Origin of the sequence: Acidovorax sp. NO-1 (assembly GCF_000238595.1) — a bacterium.
Lineage (GTDB): Bacteria > Pseudomonadota > Gammaproteobacteria > Burkholderiales > Burkholderiaceae_C > Acidovorax.
Genome location: NZ_AGTS01000055.1, coordinates 50490 through 67892, shown reverse-complemented (window position 1 = coordinate 67892; position 17403 = coordinate 50490). Strand labels below are relative to the sequence as shown.

Here is a 17403-nt window from a genome sequence, read left to right as displayed (position 1 = left end):
TATCTGCGAGCTGGCAGACGCCACGCCTTCGGCGTTGCCGCGCACGCCCGACACCACCCGCGCCAGGTTGTCGCGCATGTCGCGCAAGGCGTTGAGCAGCTGGCCCATCTCGTCCTTGCCGCCTGGGGGCACGTCTGCCGTGAGGTTGCCTTCGGCAATGGCACGGGCTGCACGCACGGCATGGTCGGCCGGGCGCGTGACGGCCCGGGTGATACCCACCCCCAGCAAGGCAGCGAGCAGCACGCACACACCCATCGTGATCAACAGGGACGCACGCGCCATGTTGAAAACCTGCCGGGCTTCTTCGCTGGCCTGCAGTGCGCTTTCAGAGTTGAGCTTTTGCATCTGGCCCAGCGTCTCGGCCACAGCGACAAACGCGGCTTCAGATTCACCGGCATACATCATCGACAGCGCATCACCGGTGATCTCCAGGGTTTCCGCGGTGCTGAAGTCCACACCGTTGGCAATCTCCGTCAGCTTGGCCTGCATGTCGGCGTATTCAGCCTTGCGCTGCTTGTAGGCGGCGTAGATTTCGCGCTCCTTGTCACCGTCGATCAGGGGTTCGTAGGTGGATTCCAGCTGCGCGATATCCTTCGCGCGCAGGGCCACCTGCTCGGAAAAGGCCTTGACTTCAGGCTGGCTGCGCGAAGTGACCATACCGGCCTCCGAGCGGCGCATGCGGTTGTAGAGCACACGCAGATCGCCCGTCTTTTCCACGCTGGGCAGCAGGTTGGTGGCGATCTGTTCGGAATTGGCGTTGATGCGCGCCATCTGCACCAGCGCGATCAGCCCCAGCACGGTGGTAAGCAGCACCACCGCCAGAAAACCCGCACCCAGCTTGACGCCAATGCGTAAATCGGAAACTCTCATGACTCACCCCTCCAATTTCTGCGCTTGCGGCGCCCCATCCAGCCCGCAGCAATACCCAGGGCGCAAAGCCGCCCTTCTGATCTGTAACTAATTGCAGTCTATCAGCGCCCTCACCGGCCCCGCGCCGCAACCCGTGCGCACGCCCGCCGTCGTCGTCCCGTATGGGCAACAAAAAAGCATGCGGGCATTGCTGCCCGCATGCTTGGTGGCGGCCTCTTTTCAGTATCTTTTTGATAGCTGGCGGCGCTTTATCAACAAGCGCCAGAGGCATATTTCACTAAAAAATTTCAGGCCTGGGACTTCTTGTAGTTCTCGATCCCGTCCGAGACTTCCTTCTTCGCGGCGTCAATGCCTTCCCAGCCCAGCACCTTGACCCACTTGCCCTTTTCCAGGTCCTTGTAGTGCTCAAAGAAATGGGCGATGGCATTGCGGCGCATGGAGTTCACGTCGTCGATGGTCTTCCAGTGGTCATACATGGGCAACACCTTGGAGGTGGGCACGGCAATGACCTTGCCATCCACACCGGCCTCGTCTTCCATCATCAGGATGCCCAGGGGGCGGCAGGGCACAACCACGCCGGGGAACAGCGGGTACGGCGTGATCACCAGCACGTCCACCGGGTCACCGTCGCCCGACAGCGTCTGGGGCACATAGCCGTAGTTGGTGGGGTAGTGCATGGCCGTGGTCATGAAACGGTCCACAAAAATGGCGCCCGACTCCTTGTCCACCTCGTACTTGATCGGGTCAGCGTTCATCGGGATCTCGATGACGACATTGAAGGTGTCGGGAACGTTCTTGCCTGGGGGGACGTTATTGAGGGACATGTTTGGTTGAAAAGTTGATTGGCGACAATCCACGCAGCATGCAGCGTCGGGATTAACCCTGATTTTAGGCGCATGCCCCTTTCTGCCCGCTTGCAGACCTGCGTTTGCCTGTAAATTGGGTTTGTTGGCCAATCGGCTCCTGCAGCAATTGCACAGGGAGCACGAGGAAGCAACGCAGCGGGGATGCCACCGATGCGTTGGTCCCCCTCCGTGCAACAAACCCTAGGAGAATTGAATGGCTGCAAGCTCAGCACTGACCTCCCCTCTCATCCTCGCCCTGGTCTGCGGGCTCATTGCCGTGGCCTACGGCATCTGGGCCCGCGGCTGGATCCTCGCCAAAGACCCGGGCAACGCCCGCATGCAGGAGATCGCCGCGGCCATCCAGGCCGGCGCTGCCGCCTACCTGGCCCGCCAATACAAGACCATTGCCATCGTGGGCGTGGTGCTGGCGGTACTCATCGGCGTCTTTTTGGACGCCACCACGGCCGTGGGCTTTGTGGTGGGCGCCGTGCTCTCGGGCGCCTGCGGATTCATCGGCATGAACGTATCGGTGCGCGCCAACGTGCGCACGGCACAGGCCGCCACCCACGGCATCGGCCCGGCGCTCGATGTGGCGTTTCGCGGTGGGGCCATCACCGGCATGCTGGTGGTGGGGCTGGGCCTCCTGGGGGTCACGGGCTTTTACTGGTTTCTGGCGGGCAACGGCAACCACAATCCCACCACCAACCTGGCCACGCTGCTCAACCCGCTGATCGGGTTTGCGTTTGGCTCGTCGCTGATTTCCATCTTTGCGCGCCTGGGCGGCGGCATTTTCACCAAGGGCGCCGATGTGGGCGCCGATCTGGTGGGTAAGGTGGAGGCGGGCATCCCTGAAGACGACCCGCGCAACCCCGCGGTGATTGCGGACAACGTGGGCGACAACGTGGGCGACTGCGCCGGCATGGCGGCCGACCTGTTCGAAACCTATGCCGTGACGCTGATCGCCACCATGGTGCTGGGCGCGCTGCTGGTGGTGAGCGCCCCGGTGAACGCCGTGGTGTACCCGCTGGCGCTGGGCGCCGTGTCCATCATTGCATCCATCATCGGCTGCTTTTTCGTCAAGGCCTCGCCCGGCATGAAGAACGTGATGCCTGCGCTGTACAAGGGCCTGGCGATTGCGGGCGTGCTGTCACTCATCGCCTTCTATTTCGTGACCATCTGGATCATGCCGGACAACGCCATCACCGCCACCGGCAGCCAGCTGAAACTGTTTGGCGCCTGCGCCGTCGGCCTGCTGCTCACGGCCGCGCTGGTGTGGATCACCGAGTTCTACACCGGCACGCAGTATTCGCCCGTGCAGCACATTGCCCAGGCGTCCACCACCGGCCACGGCACCAACATCATTGCCGGGCTTGGCGTGTCGATGCGGTCCACCGCCTGGCCCGTGATTTTTGTGTGCCTGGCCATCCTGTCGGCCTACCAGCTCGCAGGGCTGTACGGCATTGCCGTGGCGGCCATGTCCATGCTCTCGATGGCTGGCATTGTGGTGGCGCTGGATGCGTACGGCCCCATCACCGACAACGCGGGCGGCATTGCCGAGATGGCCGAGCTGCCCAGCAGCGTGCGCGACATCACCGACCCGCTGGACGCCGTGGGCAACACCACCAAGGCCGTGACCAAGGGCTACGCCATCGGCTCGGCCGGCCTGGCCGCACTGGTGCTGTTTGCCGACTACACGCACAAGCTCGAAAGCTACGGCCGCGCCATCAGCTTTGATCTCAGTGATCCGCTGGTCATCATCGGGCTGTTCATTGGCGGGCTGATCCCCTACCTGTTTGGCGCCATGGCCATGGAGGCCGTGGGCCGCGCCGCGGGCGCCGTGGTAGTGGAAGTGCGCCGCCAGTTCCGCGACATTCCCGGCATCATGGAAGGCACCGGCAAGCCCGAATACGGCAAGGCCGTGGACATGCTGACCACCGCCGCCATCAAGGAGATGGTGATCCCCAGCCTGCTGCCGGTGGTGGTGCCCATTGTGGTGGGCCTGCTGCTGGGCCCCAAGGCGCTCGGCGGCTTGCTGATGGGCACCATCGTCACGGGCCTTTTTGTGGCCATCAGCATGTGCACGGGTGGTGGCGCCTGGGACAACGCCAAGAAGTACATCGAAGACGGCCACCACGGCGGCAAGGGCAGCGAGGCCCACAAGGCTGCGGTGACGGGTGACACCGTGGGCGACCCCTACAAGGACACGGCCGGGCCGGCCATCAACCCACTGATCAAGATCATCAACATCGTGGCGCTGCTGATCGTTCCGCTGGTGGTCAAATTCCACGGCGGGTGATACGCTGACGCTGACCACTCCAGGGCTTCGCCACATCCGGCATACCGCCAGGATTTGTCAGGGCCTTAGCCCGCTACGGCGGGCTTTTTTACGTGTGCCCGCTGCGTCAATCGGACTGCAGGGCCTGTGTTCTTCGTTTAGGTACCAGCAGCGTCCGGTGCCGGAGCCTCGTGCACCGTCAGCACGCGCAGTGCCAGCATGTCCAGCGCAGGGCGGACATTGCCCTGCTTGTCCGTCCACACGCGGGGCGTGAGGGTTCCGGCGAGCGCCACCGAGTCGCCGTCGCGCAATGTGCGCAACGCATCACACACCCGCTCTTCAAACGCAATCACATTGACAAAGAGCAGCTCGCCATCCCCCGTGGTGGCGCGCACCTTGGCAACGGTGAATGCCTTGCCCGCCTTGTCCACCCGTTGCGCAGATTCGCCAAAAATCCTGCCGGCCACCAATCCATCGATCATGAGATTCCTCTTGTGTCGAAAGTACGCCGAATCTCCAGCCGGGTACCCAACCTCGCATCCGGTTCGCGTGCTACCTGCCGCGCCAACCGCGCCATGGCTCGCGCGGTTGGCGCATTGAACAATGCGTTTGGCTTGCGCCCAGCAAAAAAGCCCAGAACCTTTCGGTTCTGGGCTTTTGCTATCAATGGTCGGCGTGGCGGGATTCGAACTCGCGACCCCTTGCACCCCATGCAAGTGCGCTACCAGGCTGCGCTACACGCCGACAAGACTTAGATTATATGCTGAAAAATTCAGTTCAAAGAGAGAAGCGCACGAATCTCGAACAATTCTTTGCGCATGGCAAGCGGATCCAGCATCAACCCCGGCGCAATGGACAGGTCGCGCGCCGTATCGACCACCATGCTGGGCAAAACAACATCCGCCACCAACTGATCACCAGCCACCTCGCTGCGGTCCGTGTGCGCCAGCTCCTGAAGCTTGTTGCGCGCCCCGCTGATGGTGAACCCCTGGTCATACAGCAGATCGCGGATGCGGCGGATCATGAGCACCTCGTGGTGCTGGTAGTAGCGCCGGTTGCCACGGCGTTTCATGGGCCGCAGCTGCGTGAACTCCTGCTCCCAATAGCGCAGCACATGCGGCTTCACGCCACACAACTCCGCGACCTCTCCGATCGTGAAGTACCGTTTGGCGGGTATGGAAGGTAGCGTAGTGCCCATGGGATGCAAGTTCAAAGGCGAAAGCCGACAAGCGTACTGCAGTCCCGCCAAAGCCGCCAGTCATGGCGCCCGCAATGAGACACAAATCGGAACAAATTCACGCCGCAGCCTGAATCTGCTCTTTGAGTTTGCTGCTCGCGTGAAATGTCACTACCCGGCGTGCCTTGATCGGGATCGCCTCACCCGTGCGCGGGTTACGCCCGGGGCGTGGCGCCTTGGTACGGATCTGGAAATTGCCAAACCCCGACAGTTTCACGTCCTTGCCCTCGACAAGACTCTGTGAAATCAGATCGAAGAAGGCGTCGATCATGTCCTTGGACTCGCGCTTGTTCAGGCCGATCTGGTCAAACAGCAGATCGGCGAGCTGCGCCTTGGTCAGTGCCGGTGTCTCCAGGCTCTCGACTGCAAATTCAATCATGGCTCGTCATTCCCCTGAACATCGTCACACCCGCAGCCGCGCGCCCGTGCGCTGCGCAAGTTGCGCCATCACGGACTGGACCGCCGCCTCGATTTCAGCCTCCGTCAGGCTCGCTTCGTCGCGTCCGAGCGTGAGGCGCACCGCCAGGCTCTTTTCGCCCGCAGCCAGCCCGCCTGCAGGTGCCTCTTCGCCTGCGCGCAGGGCCTTGGGACGGTATACATCAAACAGCACGGCAGAGCGCAGCATGCCACCCGGAACGGCCTGCTCGACTGCCCCCATGATGTCCGCATGCGTGACACGCTCGGCCACCACCACGGCCAGGTCGCGCTCTACCGCCTGGTGCTTGGACACTGTCTTGAACTCCGGCACCACGCGCTGCAGCACGGCGTCCAGCTCCAGCTCGAACATCACAGGAGCCTGCGGCAGCTCCCACGACTGGCGCCACTGCGGGTGCAGTTCGCCCACAAAACCGATGGCGCGGCCATCCACCAGCACGCGAGCGCAACGGCCAGGGTGCATGGCGGGATGGGTGCCCGGCTCGAACGTCGCGCGCAGCGGTGCCAGCAGGGCTTCCACGTCGCCCTTCACATCAAAGAAGTCGATGGATTGCTCCTTGCGCCCCCATTGCAGCATGTCGTTCGGGCCATAGGCCAGGCCCGACACGCGCATCGGCTGATGGAAGCCTTCGACTGTGGTGTCGGTATTGCTCACGCTGCCGTCGCGCAGGAACACGCGGCCCAGTTCAAAGACGCGCACCCGCTCGGCCTTGCGGTCGAGGTTGAACTTCAACACTTGCAGCAAAGAACCCAGCAACGTGGAGCGCATCACGCTCATCTGGCTGGCAATCGGATTGAGCAGTTTGATCGGCTGGGTGTTGGCGGCCAGCTCGTGCTCCCACCGCTCTTCCACAAAGCTGAAGTTGATCGTTTCCTGATACCCCAGCGCTGCCAGCGAGCGGCGCACCGCAAACGGGCTGCGCGTGGCCTCGAGCGCCAGCTTGGGCGTGATCGGCGCCAGGGGGGGCGTGGTCGGCAGGTTGTTGTAACCCACCATGCGGGCAACCTCTTCGATCAGGTCTTCCTCGATGGTGATGTCGAAACGGAACGACGGCGGCGTAACGGTGAGCGTGCCGTCGCCCTCCACCACCGGCAGGCCCAGACGCTGCAACGCATCGGCACACTGGGCTTGGGTCAGTGGCATGCCGATGACCTTGGCCGCACGCGCCACGCGCAGCGTGACGGGCTGGGACACCGGCAGATTGACGGCCTGATCGTCCATGGGCCCACACGCCGTGTCGGGTGTACCGCAAATGTCGATCACCAGTTGCGTGATGCGCTCGATGTGCTCCACCGTCAGGGCGGAGTCCACGCCGCGCTCGAATCGGTGACCCGCATCGGTCGAGAAATTGAACCGGCGCGAGCGACCCGCCACTGCTTTGGGCCACCAGAACGCGGCCTCGATATAGATGTGGCGGGTGTCATCCGACACGGCTGTGGCGTCGCCGCCCATGATGCCGGCCAGCGACTCCACCTGACGGTCGTCGGCGATCACACCCACCTTGTCATCGACGGTCACGGTGGTGCCGTTGAGCAGCTTGAGCTGCTCGCCCGGCTTGCCCCATCGAACCTCCAGGCCACCGTGGATCTTGTCCAGGTCAAAAATGTGCGACGGACGCCCCAGCTCGAACATCACATAGTTGGAAATGTCAACCAGCGGCGACACGCCGCGCTGTCCGCAGCGTGCCAGGCGGTCCAGCATCCACTGGGGTGTGGCGGCGCGCGTGTTCACGTTGCGCACGATGCGGCCGGAGAAGCGGCCGCACAGATCCGGTGCACTCACCTGCACGGGCAGCTTGTCCGTCAGCTTTGCGGCTACGGCAGGGAACGACGGGCGTTGCAGCGGCGTGCCCGTCAATGCTGAGACTTCGCGCGCGATGCCATAAACGCTCAGGCAGTGCGCCAGATTGGGCGTGAGCTTGAGGGTAAACAGGGTGTCGTCCAGGTCGAGATGCTCACGAATGTCCTGGCCCACGGGAGCCGAGGCATCGAGCTCCAGCAAGCCACCATGGTCTTCGGACAGCTTGAGCTCGCGCGCCGAGCACAGCATGCCCTGGCTTTCCACGCCGCGCAGCTTGCCCACCTTGATGAGAAACGGCTTGCCGTCATCACCCGGCGGCAGCTCGGCGCCCACCAGCGCGCAGGGCACTTTGATGCCCACGCGGGCGTTGGGCGCGCCACACACGATATTCAGCAGGGCGCCCTGCCCCACGTCCACCTGGCACACACGCAGGCGGTCGGCGTCGGGGTGTTGCACGGCCTCCTTGATCTCACCCACCACGATCTTGGTGAAAGGCGGCGCGACGGGGCGCAGCTCTTCCACCTCCAGGCCCGCCATGGTCAGCGTGTCAGCCAGCTCTTGGGTTGTCAGCGGTGGGTTGCAGAATTCGCGCAACCAGGACTCAGGGAATTGCATAGGAAGACTCTTTGGCGTTAGCTCTTAAAAATATAGCTGGCAGCGCTTTTCAATCAAGCGTTTCGATGTCAAAACGCTTTGAAAGCCAATGACTACAAGCGTCAGCAGCTCACTTTTTTGCGTTACTGAAACTGCGACAGAAAACGGATGTCGCCGTCAAAGAACAAACGCAGATCATTGACGCCGTAGCGCAGCATCGTCAGACGGTCCGGGCCCATGCCAAACGCAAAGCCGATGTACTTCTCGGGGTCGAGGCCCATGTTGCGCACCACGTTGGGGTGCACCTGGCCCGAACCCGCCACTTCGAGCCACCGGCCCGCCAGCGGACCCGTCTGGAACTGGATATCGATCTCGGCGCTGGGCTCCGTGAACGGGAAAAAGCTGGGGCGAAAGCGCAACACGAGGTCATCGCTTTCAAAAAACGTGCGGCAGAAGTCCGTGAAGATGACCTTCAGATCCTTGAAACTCACGTTCTCGCCGATCCACAGGCCTTCGCACTGGTGGAACATGGGCGAGTGCGTGGCGTCGCTGTCCACGCGATAAGTGCGGCCTGGGGCGATCACGCGGATCTCGGGCATGGGCTGGCCAGCATCCAGCGCGGCGCGGTGCTTTTTGACATGCTGTACTGCATGGCGGATCTGCATGGGGCTGGTGTGCGTGCGCAGCAGGTTGGGGGCGGTGGCAGTGCCGCCCTCCACATAGAACGTGTCGTGCATGGAACGCGCGGGATGATCCTCTGGCGTGTTCAATGCGGTGAAGTTGAACCAGTCGGTTTCAATCTCGGGGCCTTCGGCAACGTCAAAACCCATGGAGCCGAAAATGCCCTGGATGCGTTCGAGCGTGAGCGACACCGGGTGCAGGCCACCCTGCCCGCGCTGGCGGCCTGGCAGGCTCACGTCCAGTGCTTCAGCCTTCAATTGCAGTTGCAGCTCTGCGTCGGCCAGCGCCTGGCGGCGTGCGGTCAGTGCGGCTTCAATGGCCTGCTTGGCCACGTTGATGGCAGCGCCACGGGATTTCTTTTCCTCGACGGACAGCTGCGCCATGCCCTTCATGAGCTCGGTCACGCGGCCCGACTTGCCCAAAAATTGCGCCTTGGCGTTTTCGAGGTCAGCAGGGGTTGCACTTTGGGCAAACAGTTGCGTGGCGCTCTCAACCAGGGAATCCAACTCGTTCATATCGACTCTCGAAAATGAACAAGGGCTAGTGCCTTTTCAAGCCCTAGCCCTTGCTGTTATTGCGCAAGCAGCTATCAGAACGATAGCCACTCATCGTGAACTCAAGCAGCCAGCTTGGCCTTGACTTGCTCCACGATGCTGCCAAAGGCAGCCTTGTCGTGCACTGCGAGGTCGGCCAGCATCTTGCGGTCGATCTCGATGGAAGCCTTCTTCAGGCCGTTGGCGAACTGGCTGTAGGTCATGCCCAGTTCACGCGCAGCGGCGTTGATACGGGCGATCCACAACTGGCGGAACACGCGCTTCTTGGTGCGGCGGTCACGGTAGGCATATTGCCCAGCCTTCATTACCGCCTGTTTGGCGATACGGAAGACGTTACCGCGGCGACCACGGAAACCCTTGGCAAGGGCGAGAACTTTCTTGTGACGGGCACGGGCCGTTACACCACGTTTGACGCGAGGCATGTATGTACTCCTTGTTCGTCAGTAAATTAAACGCCCATGCCGGGCAGCATCTGTGAAATCGAGCCCATATTGGTCTCGTGCACAGCAACCGCACCACGCAGATGGCGCTTGTTCTTGGTGGTCTTCTTGGTCAAGATGTGACGCTTGAAGGCTTGACCGCGCTTGACGGTGCCACCGGGACGAACGCGGAAACGTTTTTTCGCGCTGCTCTTGGTCTTCATTTTGGGCATGTGAATGCTCCTTTTTCATTGTGCTCGTGAGGCGTTTGCAAACCGATCTGCAAACTTGTTGGCCCCGAGCCACTTTTGTCGAAAGGCTTTCGCCTCTCGGTCGGCAGAGCCAAAGCCCCGCCTCTTCGAGTATTTCGCCCTTGCGGGCGAAGCACTCAAATTTTCGCACCCATCCGCGCGATTCAGGCCGCCCCGCCCGGCACCTGGGCGTTCTCAGCAGCCGGTTTGGCTGCGGCGGGCTTCTTCTTGCCGGGAGCGATCATCATGATCATCTGGCGGCCTTCCAGCTTGGGAAACTGCTCGATGATGATGCTGTCTGCCAATTCGTCACGAATCCGGTTCAGCAACGCCAAACCGAGTTCCTGGTGCGTGATTTCACGACCGCGAAACCGCAGCGTGATCTTGCACTTGTCACCATCCGCCAGAAAACGGCGGATGTTGCGCATCTTGATGTTGTAGTCGCCATCGTCCGTGCCAGGACGGAACTTGACTTCCTTGATCTCGATGACCGTCTGCTTGGCTTTGGCTTCTGCCGCACGCTTTTGCTCTTGGTACTTGAACTTGCCGTAGTCCATGAGGCGGCACACCGGCGGGTTTGCCGTGGCGGCAATTTCCACCAGATCCACATCCAGCTCACCGGCCATGCGCAAGGCCTCCATGAGGCTGACAACACCCAAAGGCTCGTTGTCAGGCCCGGACAGACGGACTTCCGGGGCCATGATTTCACGGTTCAGGCGGTGCTTGCGCTCTTCCCGGTGGCGACGATCACGAAATTCAGTAGCGATGGCTATCTTCCTTGAATCAAAATGCTACAAAAAAAGTAGCTATTCCCGCACAGTCCGCGAGCGGCAAAGCAGCTTTTGTGTTCAAAATCAGGCTTTGGTGGCAATGTCGTTGGCGATCAGCTCAATGAACGCATCCACCGACATCACGCCGAGGTCACGATTGCCCCGGGCTCGCACTGCGACGGCACCTGCGGCCTTTTCCTTGTCGCCAGCGACGAGGATGTAAGGCAGCTTTTGCATCGAATGCTCCCGTATTTTATACGTAATCTTTTCGTTGCGAAGGTCCAGCGTCACCCTAAGGCCTTGATTGGGCAGCGCTTTTTGCAGTTTTGCTGCGATTTCACGACAGTAATCGGACTGCGCATCCGTGATGTTGAGCACCGAAACCTGCACGGGAGCCAGCCACGTGGGCAGGGCGCCAGCGTGCTGCTCGATCAGAATTCCGATAAAGCGCTCCAGACTGCCCACGATGGCGCGGTGCAGCATCACCGGCCTGTGGCGCGCGCCATCCTCGCCAACGTACTCGGCGTCCAGGCGTTCGGGCATGGAGAAATCGACCTGCATGGTGCCGCACTGCCACTGGCGCCCGATTGCATCCTTGAGGGTGTACTCGATCTTGGGGCCATAGAAGGCGCCGTCGCCCGGGGCGATCTCGAACTCGCAGCCCGAGGCCCGCAGGCTTTCCATGAGCGCGTGCTCCGCCTTGTCCCAGCTTTCTTCCGATCCGATGCGCGCCTCGGGGCGCGTGGCCACCTTGTAGATGATGTTCTCGAAGCCGAAATCCTTGTAGACCTTCTGCAGCAGGGTCGTGTACGCCGTGCATTCGGCCAGGATGTGATCTTCCGTGCAGAAAATGTGACCGTCGTCTTGCGTGAAGCCGCGCACGCGCATGATGCCGTGCAGGCCACCCGTGGGCTCGTTACGATGGCACTGGCCAAACTCGCCGTAGCGCAGAGGCAGGTCGCGGTAGCTCTTGATGCCCTGCTTGAAGATCAGGATATGGCCCGGGCAGTTCATCGGCTTGAGCGCGTAGTCGCGCTTCTCGCTCTCGGTCGTGAACATGTTGTCGCGGTACTTGTCCCAGTGGCCCGTCTTTTCCCAGAGCGTCTTGTCCAGAATCTGCGGGCCCTTGACCTCCTGGTAGCCGTTGTCGCGGTACACGCGGCGCATGTATTGCTCCACCTCCTGCCACAGCGTCCAGCCCTTGGGGTGCCAGAACACCGTGCCGGGTGAGTGCTCGTCGATGTGGAAAAGGTCGAGTTCGCGCCCCAGCTTGCGGTGGTCGCGCTTTTCGGCCTCTTCCAGCATCGTGAGGTACTGCTGGAGCTCGTCCTTCGTGGTCCATGCGGTGCCATAGACACGCTGCAGCATTTCGTTGCGGTGGTCGCCGCGCCAGTAGGCACCCGCCACCTTCATGAGCTTGAAGAACTTGAGCTTGCCCGTGCTCGGCACGTGGGGACCTCGGCACAGGTCTTCGAAATTGCCTTCGCGGTACAGGCTCACGTCTTCGTTGCTGGGGATGCTGGCAATGATCTCCGCCTTGTAGTGCTCGCCCAGGCCCTTGAAGTACGCCACCGCCTCGTCACGCGGCAACACGCGGCGCACTACGGGTTCGTCCTTGGCCGCCAGTTCGGCCATGCGCTTTTCGATGGCCACCAGATCTTCCGGCGTGAAGGGGCGCTTGTAAGCAAAGTCGTAATAGAAGCCGTTCTCAATCACCGGGCCGATGGTGACCTGTGCGTCAGGGAATAGCTCCTTGACGGCGTAGGCCAGCAAGTGGGCGGTGGAGTGGCGGATGACATCCAGGCCATCGGCATCTTTCGCAGTCACGATGGACAGCGGGCTATCGGTCGTGATCTGGTAGCTGGTGTCCACGACCTTGTCGCCAATCTTGCCCGCCAAAGCCGCTTTGGCCAGACCCGAGCCAATGGAAGCAGCCACTTCGGCCACCGTGACGGGGCCCGGAAACTCGCGCTGTGAACCGTCGGGAAGCGTGATGTGAATCATGGGAGTAACTCTTTCTTTTCAATCAATCAGTGCAATGGGTGCGGGCACGCGCCAGGCCCAGGAAACAAAAAAGCGCGGAACAGGTCCGCGCTTTTTGGAGGGGTGTGCAATCTCGTGCAGGCGCGAACAGCCAGCCTCAACGGCCGGTCAACATCTCCGATGTAGTTCGCGGTGTCATAACCAGATTGCCTTTCTCGCTCTTGTGCTGTGAATTTCCTTGGATTTTAACCCCAGCACCCAGAAAAAAAGCCCGAAGCAGATGCTTCGGGCTTTTGTCGAGTGCATTTGGCGCCACAACAAAGCGGCGCTGAGCCCCGCAGATCAGTGGAACTGCTCTTCTTCGGTCGAACCCGTCAGGGCCTTCACGGAGGACGAGCCGCCCTGGATCACCGTGGTCACGTCGTCGAAGTAGCCTGCGCCCACTTCCTGTTGGTGCGACACGAAGGTGTAGCCCTTTTCGCGAGCTGCGAATTCAGGTTCCTGCACCATTTCGGTGTAGTGCTTCATGCCTTCGCCGCGTGCATAGGCATGGGCGAACTGGAAGGTGTTGAACCAGTTGATGTGGATGCCAGCCAGCGTGATGAACTGGTACTTGTACCCCAGGGCCGACAGGTCTTCCTGGAAGGAAGCGATCTGCTTGTCGTTGAGGTTCTTCTTCCAGTTGAACGATGGCGAGCAGTTGTACGACAGCAGCTTGCCGGGGCAGGCAGCGTGCACAGCCTGCGCGAACTCACGGGCGAAGCCGATGTCGGGCACGCCGGTTTCGCACCACACCAAGTCGGCGTAGGGGGCGTAAGCCACGCCACGGCTGATGGCTTGTTCCAGGCCGTTTTTGACGCGGTAGAAGCCTTCTTGTGTGCGCTCGCCGGTCAGGAAAGGCTTGTCGTTGGCGTCGTGGTCGGACGTGATCAGGTTGGCGGCTTCGGCGTCGGTGCGGGCCAGCACGATGGTGGACACGCCCATCACGTCAGCAGCAAAACGGGCCGAGATCAGCTTTTCAATGGCTTCCTGCGTAGGAACCAGCACCTTGCCACCCATGTGACCGCACTTCTTCACGGCGGCCAACTGGTCTTCGAAGTGCACGCCGGCTGCACCTGCAGCGATCATGTTCTTCATCAGTTCGAAGGCGTTCAGCACGCCGCCGAAACCGGCTTCTGCATCGGCCACGATGGGCAGGAAGTAGTCGATGAATTCCTTGTCGCCGGGGTTGATGCCACGGCCCCACTGGATTTCGTCAGCGCGCTTGAAGGTGTTGTTGATGCGGCGCACCATGGTGGGCACCGAGTCGTAGGCGTACAGCGACTGGTCGGGGTACATGGTTTCGCTGGTGTTGCCATCAGCGGCCACTTGCCAGCCCGACAGGTACACGGCTTCGAGGCCTGCCTTGGCTTGCTGCATGGCCTGACCGGCAGAGATCGCGCCGAACGCGTTCACATAGCCCTTCTTGGCACCGCCGTTGATCTTGTCCCACAGCTTTTCAGCACCGCGCTTGGCCAGCGTGTGTTCGATGGGCAGCGAGCCGCGCAGGCGCACCACGTCGGCAGCGGAGTAACCACGCTTCACACCCTTCCAGCGGGGGTTCTGGGCCCAGTCTTTTTCCAGGGCGGCAATTTGCTGTTCGCGGCTCAGTTGTTCGTTGAGGGATTGGGGCATGAGATCACTCCAGGAGGTAGGTTAAAAACGCCGGGCTGCGTGTGCTGCCCTTGGAGACAACTTTAAGTCTTCTATAAGACTTATGCAAGCTCTTATGTCTTATACAAGAGATAAATTTTCTCTTTTTAAAACAACGAGTTATCCACACCATCTTGTAATGCAAAATTTGATTTCTCATATTGAGAAAAAATGTGGCGGCGCAACATTCATTGCTTTCCACATCGAGAAAATCAAATTCCGCATTGCAATATTTGACGTTGTTTAAGCCGAAATTCACGCAGTGGCTTGCAACCAGTCTCCATCGGCAATATGGGGCGCAGCGACCGTATACCGGGGATTGATCTCGTAAACCAGGCAGGACACGGCCTGCCCGCCCACATCCACCACGACCTCTCGCTTCACGTATTCATCGATAGGGGTGGCGCCGAGCCCCTCGATCTCGTCCAGAACGGCCTCCAGGTCAGCGCCAATTTCATATACCTCGCCCTGCACCACCAAGGGTCCGCCCAGCGTCATGCCCGGATAGGCCCCCAGGTGGTAAAGCGCCCCGGCCACCCGGGCTGGGCCCACAAACTTTGGTTCCGGGCGAAGGCGCGTGATGTCGTTGGATCCGCCACGGCGCAAGGTGCCATAAACAAAGACATGGCGGGCGGGAACGGCGGGCGGGGGTTTGTCGGGCATGATGCGCACCTCGTTTTGGTTCAGAACCGGTTCAATGTATTCCGGGCGCGCCAGACGGCGGCCCACACCGGCCGCCCGAGCAGGCTCCCGGCCATCTCATCAGCAGTCTAGTGAACACCACGCCCAGCCGCCCTTTTGCTTATGTGTGCCTGGCCCTCAGCATGGCCCTGGTGGGCAGCTACGTGGCGCTGTCCAAGCCGCTGGCTGCCGTGCTGCCCGTGTTCCTGCTCGCGTGGATGCGTTTTGGCATTGGCGGTGTAGCCATGCTGCATTGGCTGCGCAAACCGGTGGATGAACCGCCGATCACCCGGTCCACCCGGCGGCTGCTGTTTCTGCAGTCGTTCCTGGGCAACTTCCTGTTCACCCTCTGCATGATCTATGGCGTAAGCCTTACCGATGCGGTCACGGCCGGGGTGACGCTGGCGGCCATTCCTGCGGCTGTGGCGGTGATGGGCTGGGCTTTCCTGCGCGAACGCGTAGCGCCACGCACCTGGGCCGCCGTGGTCTGTGCCGTGGCAGGGATTGCGCTTTTTTCACTATCAAAACAAGAGCATTCGGCGCATATTGCACAAGCGCTGGATGCCAATAATACTCGTAATATGGGCTGGTTGGGCCCCTGGCTATTGCTGGGCGCAGTAGTGTGCGAAGCCGCCTATACGGTGATCGGCAAGAAGCTCACCACCAGCCTCGGGCCCAAGCGCATCACCTCGCTCATCAACCTGTGGGGTTTTGTGCTGTCCACGCCGTTGGGGCTTTACGCCGCCTGGCATTTCAACTTTACGGCCGTGGGCTGGGGCACCTGGGTGCTGCTGGTGTTCTACGCGCTGGCCGCCTGCGTGTGGACGGTGTGGCTCTGGATGACGGGGCTCAAGGCCGTGCCCGCTGCGCAGGGCGGGGTGTTCTCGGTCATGCTGCCGGTGAGCGCGGCGCTCGTGGGCGTGCTGTTTCTGGGCGAAACCTTGGCCGGCACCCAGCTGATGGCCTTCGTCATCGCACTGGCCAGCGTGCTGCTGGCGACCCTGCCCTCACGCACCGGCCTGCGGGTGGGCCGACGGGCGGGTCACGCAGACTGAGGGCAACCCGGCTGCGCGGCCTCCTGGCCGCGACCGCTACACCACCAGGGGCTGTGCGCTCACCACAATGCCGTCTGCATCGGCGTACAGCCAGTCGCCCGGCCGCACCCAGACGCCCTGGATCTGCACGGCCACATCGCGCTGCCCCTCGCCACGGCGCTCGGTGGGCAGCGGCATCAACGCCAGCGCACACAGGCCAACGGCCGCCGCCTTGAGCTCGGCTACATCGCGCACGCACCCGTCCACCACCACACCGGCCCAGCCATTGCGCGCAGCGGCAGCCGCCAGATTGCCCCCCACCAGCGCGCGGCGCAGCGAGCCACCCCCATCCACCACCAGCACGCGGCCCGCACCCGGCGACTCCACCGCCGCCTTCACCTGCGTGTTGTCTTCATGGCACTTGACGGTGCTCACCGGGCCGGCAAACGCGGCCACACCGCCATAACTGTGAAAAACCGGGGGCAGGACGCGGAACGCACCGCTCATGTCGCCCTTGTGCACATCGCAAAAATCACAGGTGCTGAAAGATGGGGAGGATGGCGCAGCAGACATGGAGTGAAAGCCTTTCAGGCGAAATGAACAACGGGCACAGCGGCAAACCGCCGTGCCCCAAGGATGGGTGCGCATTGTGATACAGCCCGGGTGAGCAAACCTGGAAACGCCGGCATCCCAGGGCGCTTTGTCAAGGTACCGGCGCTGCATGGGCGACTAATTGGCGCGCACGCGGCACCACGGCTACAAATCGAGGCAAAAAAAGCCCTTTCTCCCTTGGAAACGCGTTTTTTTCCCAGTAGCATCGGTCTGCCTATGGGAAAGCCCAGCTTTCTCTGGTGAAAAATCTACTTCCAACAAGGAAAACCCGACATGGCAACTGCAAAAAAAGCTCCGGCAAAAACAGCCCCCGCAGCCCAGAAGGCTGCTGCCCCCGCCAAGAAGCGCACCCCCAACGCTGCTTTCATGAAGGCACTTACGCCCAGCCCCGCGCTGGCCGCCGTGGTGGGCTCGGCGCCGCTGCCGCGCACGGAGATCATCAGCAAGCTGTGGGTCTACATCAAGGCCAACAACCTGCAGGATGCCGCCAACAAGCGCAACATCAACGCCGACGCCAAGCTCAAGGAATTGTTCGGCAAGCCCCAGGTCTCGATGTTTGAACTGGCCGGCCTGATCGGCAAACACGTCAAGTAAGCCCCGCACCCAGTGCCCCAGAAAGCCGGCCCATGCCGGCTTTTTTTCGTCTGCAGCTTGGCAATCTGTGGCTCA

The 17403-nt window shown here is 61.6% G+C and carries 17 protein-coding genes and 1 tRNA gene; 3 read left to right on the top strand and 15 right to left on the bottom strand.

Translation table 11 applies throughout. From position 1 onward, the window contains the following. Nucleotides 1-870 (bottom strand): methyl-accepting chemotaxis protein (locus tag KYG_RS06490; protein WP_008904050.1); only part of this gene is annotated, 870 nt, incomplete at its 3' end. Nucleotides 871-1157: 287 nt separating this feature from the next. Next, complete coding sequence (gene ppa, locus KYG_RS06485) at nt 1158-1694, bottom strand: inorganic diphosphatase (protein WP_008904049.1); 537 nt, start codon at nt 1692-1694, stop codon at nt 1158-1160. Nucleotides 1695-1929: 235 nt separating this feature from the next. On the opposite strand from ppa, the gene KYG_RS06480 reads away from it, so the two are divergent. Then, nucleotides 1930-4011, top strand: coding sequence for a sodium-translocating pyrophosphatase (locus tag KYG_RS06480; RefSeq protein ID WP_008904048.1), 2082 nt, complete (start codon nt 1930-1932; stop codon nt 4009-4011). A gap of 137 nt (nt 4012-4148) precedes the next feature. Here the strand turns inward: KYG_RS06480 and KYG_RS06475 are convergent, their stop codons facing one another. The 12 genes from KYG_RS06475 to KYG_RS06420 form a co-directional block, all read right to left on the bottom strand. Further along, nucleotides 4149-4472 (bottom strand): single-stranded DNA-binding protein, encoded by a 324-nt coding sequence (locus tag KYG_RS06475; protein WP_008904047.1) that lies wholly within the window; start codon nt 4470-4472, stop codon nt 4149-4151. Nucleotides 4473-4657: 185 nt separating this feature from the next. Continuing rightward, nucleotides 4658-4734, bottom strand: a tRNA-Pro gene (locus KYG_RS06470). A gap of 28 nt (nt 4735-4762) precedes the next feature. Then, complete coding sequence (locus KYG_RS06465; protein WP_034693439.1) at nt 4763-5188, bottom strand: MerR family transcriptional regulator; 426 nt, start codon at nt 5186-5188, stop codon at nt 4763-4765. A gap of 97 nt (nt 5189-5285) precedes the next feature. Beyond that, complete coding sequence (locus KYG_RS06460; protein WP_008904045.1) at nt 5286-5606, bottom strand: integration host factor subunit alpha; 321 nt, start codon at nt 5604-5606, stop codon at nt 5286-5288. Between the two features lie 24 nt (nt 5607-5630). Continuing rightward, nucleotides 5631-8078: a phenylalanine--tRNA ligase subunit beta gene (gene pheT, locus KYG_RS06455; protein ID WP_008904044.1), complete on the bottom strand. Its 2448-nt coding sequence runs from the start codon at nt 8076-8078 to the stop codon at nt 5631-5633. 122 nt (nt 8079-8200) lie between these two features. Next, the gene (pheS, locus tag KYG_RS06450; RefSeq protein WP_008904043.1) at nt 8201-9253 is read right to left on the bottom strand and encodes a phenylalanine--tRNA ligase subunit alpha; all 1053 of its coding nucleotides are present in this window, start codon (nt 9251-9253) and stop codon (nt 8201-8203) included. A 101-nt stretch (nt 9254-9354) separates the two neighbouring features. Continuing rightward, nucleotides 9355-9714, bottom strand: coding sequence for a 50S ribosomal protein L20 (gene rplT, locus KYG_RS06445; RefSeq protein WP_008904042.1), 360 nt, complete (start codon nt 9712-9714; stop codon nt 9355-9357). A gap of 26 nt (nt 9715-9740) precedes the next feature. Further along, nucleotides 9741-9944: a 50S ribosomal protein L35 gene (gene rpmI / locus KYG_RS06440; protein ID WP_008904041.1), complete on the bottom strand. Its 204-nt coding sequence runs from the start codon at nt 9942-9944 to the stop codon at nt 9741-9743. A gap of 182 nt (nt 9945-10126) precedes the next feature. Beyond that, nucleotides 10127-10735, bottom strand: a complete 609-nt coding sequence (infC, locus tag KYG_RS06435; protein ID WP_085942513.1) for a translation initiation factor IF-3 — start codon at nt 10733-10735, stop codon at nt 10127-10129. A gap of 81 nt (nt 10736-10816) precedes the next feature. Continuing rightward, nucleotides 10817-12736 (bottom strand): threonine--tRNA ligase, encoded by a 1920-nt coding sequence (gene thrS / locus KYG_RS06430; RefSeq protein ID WP_008904039.1) that lies wholly within the window; start codon nt 12734-12736, stop codon nt 10817-10819. Between the two features lie 321 nt (nt 12737-13057). Next, entirely contained in the window at nt 13058-14389 is a 1332-nt protein-coding gene (aceA, locus tag KYG_RS06425; RefSeq protein ID WP_008904038.1) for an isocitrate lyase, read from the bottom strand. A gap of 273 nt (nt 14390-14662) precedes the next feature. Then, nucleotides 14663-15070 (bottom strand): gamma-glutamylcyclotransferase, encoded by a 408-nt coding sequence (locus KYG_RS06420; RefSeq protein WP_034693442.1) that lies wholly within the window; start codon nt 15068-15070, stop codon nt 14663-14665. Nucleotides 15071-15180: 110 nt separating this feature from the next. Between KYG_RS06420 and KYG_RS06415 the strand changes: the two genes are divergently transcribed. Next, on the top strand, nt 15181-16143 hold the full coding sequence (locus KYG_RS06415) for a DMT family transporter (RefSeq protein ID WP_008904036.1): 963 nt from the start codon (nt 15181-15183) through the stop codon (nt 16141-16143). 36 nt (nt 16144-16179) lie between these two features. Here KYG_RS06415 and rraA read toward each other — a convergent pair whose 3' ends face one another. Then, nucleotides 16180-16695 (bottom strand): ribonuclease E activity regulator RraA, encoded by a 516-nt coding sequence (gene rraA, locus KYG_RS06410; RefSeq protein WP_008904035.1) that lies wholly within the window; start codon nt 16693-16695, stop codon nt 16180-16182. Between the two features lie 312 nt (nt 16696-17007). Here rraA and KYG_RS06405 point away from each other — a divergent pair, with 312 nt between their 5' ends. Beyond that, nucleotides 17008-17328 carry an SWIB/MDM2 domain-containing protein gene (locus KYG_RS06405; RefSeq protein ID WP_008904034.1) on the top strand — a complete coding sequence of 107 codons (321 nt, stop codon included), beginning with the start codon at nt 17008-17010 and terminating at the stop codon, nt 17326-17328. Nucleotides 17329-17403: the final 75 nt, after the last annotated feature.